General features: G+C 32.7%; 2 protein-coding genes. One reads left to right on the top strand and one right to left on the bottom strand.

Annotation, left to right across the window (positions count from 1 at the left end; genetic code table 11):
- Positions 1-204 precede the first annotated feature (204 nt).
- Positions 205-1,458 carry a glutamate-5-semialdehyde dehydrogenase gene (proA, locus tag A9G28_RS11140; RefSeq protein WP_065580708.1) on the top strand — a complete coding sequence of 418 codons (1,254 nt, stop codon included), beginning with the start codon at positions 205-207 and terminating at the stop codon, positions 1,456-1,458.
- Positions 1,459-2,008: 550 nt separating this feature from the next.
- Here proA and A9G28_RS11135 read toward each other — a convergent pair.
- Positions 2,009-2,341 carry a DMT family transporter gene (locus tag A9G28_RS11135; protein ID WP_065568194.1) on the bottom strand — a complete coding sequence of 111 codons (333 nt, stop codon included), beginning with the start codon at positions 2,339-2,341 and terminating at the stop codon, positions 2,009-2,011.
- Between the last annotated feature and the right edge of the window lie 168 nt (positions 2,342-2,509).

The raw sequence follows: 2,509 nt of genomic DNA, 5'->3' as shown, positions 1-2,509 counted from the left end.
TGCTTTTATAATACTGGTTTATTTCAATATTATATTAACAGTTATGCTCATGTTTTATTTAAGAAATTAAATCTATAATTTAGATAGGCTCAAAAATACTGCTCGTAAATAAATTTTTATAGATTAGAATGATATAGCTAGTAAAACACAGTCATTAAAAAAATGAAGTGATGCAAACAAGAATATAACTTAATGGTGATAATAATGTTACAACAAATGGGTAAAGCTGCAAAACTGGCATCATACCAATTAGCCCAATGTCCAATAACAGTCAAAAATAAAGTATTGACGATGATTGCTGATTTATTAGAACAGCACTGCACAGCTATTTTAGTTGCAAATGAGCGTGATATTGAAATAGCAAAAACACAGGGGCTGAGCGCGGCTATTATTGATCGGTTATTATTAACCGCTGAGCGGTTAATGGCTATTGCTAATGATGTTCGTAAAGTGGTTTCATTAACCGATCCCATTGGTCAAATTATTGATGGTTCAACCCTAGATAGTGGTTTAACGCTACAACGTCGCCGAGTGCCTTTAGGGGTGATTGGCGTTATTTATGAGGCTCGGCCAAACGTCACCATTGATATTGCTACGCTTTGCTTAAAAACGGGTAATGCAGCAATATTGCGAGGTGGAAAAGAGACCATGCACACAAATGCTGTGACTATTTCTATCATTCAGCAGGCATTAGACCAAGCGGGATTACCTAAAGCAGCAATACAATGTATTGATAATCCTGATCGCAAATACATTACTGAATTACTTAAACTTGACCAATATGTTGATATGATCATTCCACGTGGAGGTGCTGCCTTACATAAATTATGCCGTGAGCATTCAACAATTCCTGTCATTACTGGTGGTATTGGTGTCTGTCATATTTTTGTTGATGAAAGCGCTGACTATGATAAAGCTCTTTCTATTATCGTAAATGCTAAAACTCAACGACCAAGTACGTGTAATACGCTTGAAACGCTTCTTATTCATCGAAACATTGCAGATAAATTCTTACCTAAATTTAGTCAAATTATGGCTGATAATGATGTTGTGTTGCATGCTGATCCCAATTCTTATGAAATATTAAAATGTTGCGTTGCAAATGTTTTTGCTGTTGAAGATCAGCACTTACGCCAAGAATGGCTATCAAAAGATTTAAATGTAGTCATTGTTGACTCACTTGAACTCGCCGTAGAACATATTCGTGAATATGGTAGCGGTCATTCCGAGGCCATTTTAACCCGTAATTTATCTAATGCACAGCAATTCACTAATTTGGTTGATGCGGCAGCAGTTTATGTCAATGCTTCAACACGTTTTACCGATGGTGGACAGTTTGGCTTAGGCGCTGAAGTGGCTGTCAGCACACAGAAATTACATGCACGAGGACCAATGGGGCTTGAAGCTTTAACTACTTATAAATGGGTTGGTTATGGCGATGATTTAATCCGCCGATAATCAAAGAACCGTTTTTAATGATTTCAACTTAATTTGACATCTAAGTTTTTATAATTAAGTGTTTATAATCTAGGAGTAGAGTTACAAATGAATAAAACGATAAAAATTATCAAACTTCAATTGGGCTTTTTAGAACCCGACCTAGCTTAATTTTAGTCGATATCTTTGTTAACTCACTATTGCCGTTTACTTGCAAATTAAATGTAAATATTTTTTTACATAATGATAATGTGTCAAATGGCTAATAACGTTGGGTAATCGTTTAAGATTATTTTATATACGTATAATTCAAGCATAATAGTAATAGAAGCATTGCTGGTTTATTCATTATTTGTATATCCAATTACAAAATATTTTGTAATTTATGCCTAAATTAATAATCTTGCTAAAACTGTGAATTGTATTTTAGGTTTATTTAAAATGACGTTCGATTATAAAAGGGTTTTAAAAAACGATTAATAACGCAATTTATAGCATTAGCTGAATAAAATACTTCAATATTTTGTTCAAGCTAATGCTATTTTTAATAAAAAATCATCATATTTAGAGGTTAATGTCCCGCAACTTTCGAGAATAAATTAATAATCACCACACCAAACATGATAAATCCCATGCCTATTAGTGCTGCTAAATCTAAAGTTTGTTTTAGAAAGATCCACGCAATTAAACTGATTAATACAATGCCGATTCCAGACCAAATCGCATAGGCAATACCAACAGGGATGGTTTTTAATGCTAATGAAAGAAGATAAAACGATGCACTATAGCCAATAATAGTAATAATTGAGAACATCAAATTAGTGAAGCCATTTGATAGTTTCAATGAAGATGTAGCTATTACTTCACAAATAATTGCAAAAAATAGTAATAAATATGAATTCATATAAGTGCCTATGATTGTTAAGTTAAGAAGATAATGATCTAAAGTTAATAGATATAATTAATATTTTTTGGTGTTTTGTTTTTACATCATTAGTTATGAATAAAAGGTAAAATAGATAGTTATTAATACTTGAAATGGAAGATACTTATGGTGGTGTGAGGGGGTGCT

Source organism: Gilliamella sp. Fer1-1 (assembly GCF_001690825.1).
GTDB classification, from domain to species: Bacteria; Pseudomonadota; Gammaproteobacteria; order Enterobacterales; family Orbaceae; genus Gilliamella; species Gilliamella apicola_C.
This window is presented reverse-complemented; position numbering and strand designations above follow the sequence as displayed.

Coding starts and splice junctions, on each gene's coding strand:
- proA (WP_065580708.1), top strand. CDS start 205: ATGTTACAACAAATGGGTAAAGCTGCAAAACTGGCATCATACCAATTA.
- A9G28_RS11135 (WP_065568194.1), bottom strand. CDS start 2,341: ATGAATTCATATTTATTACTATTTTTTGCAATTATTTGTGAAGTAATA.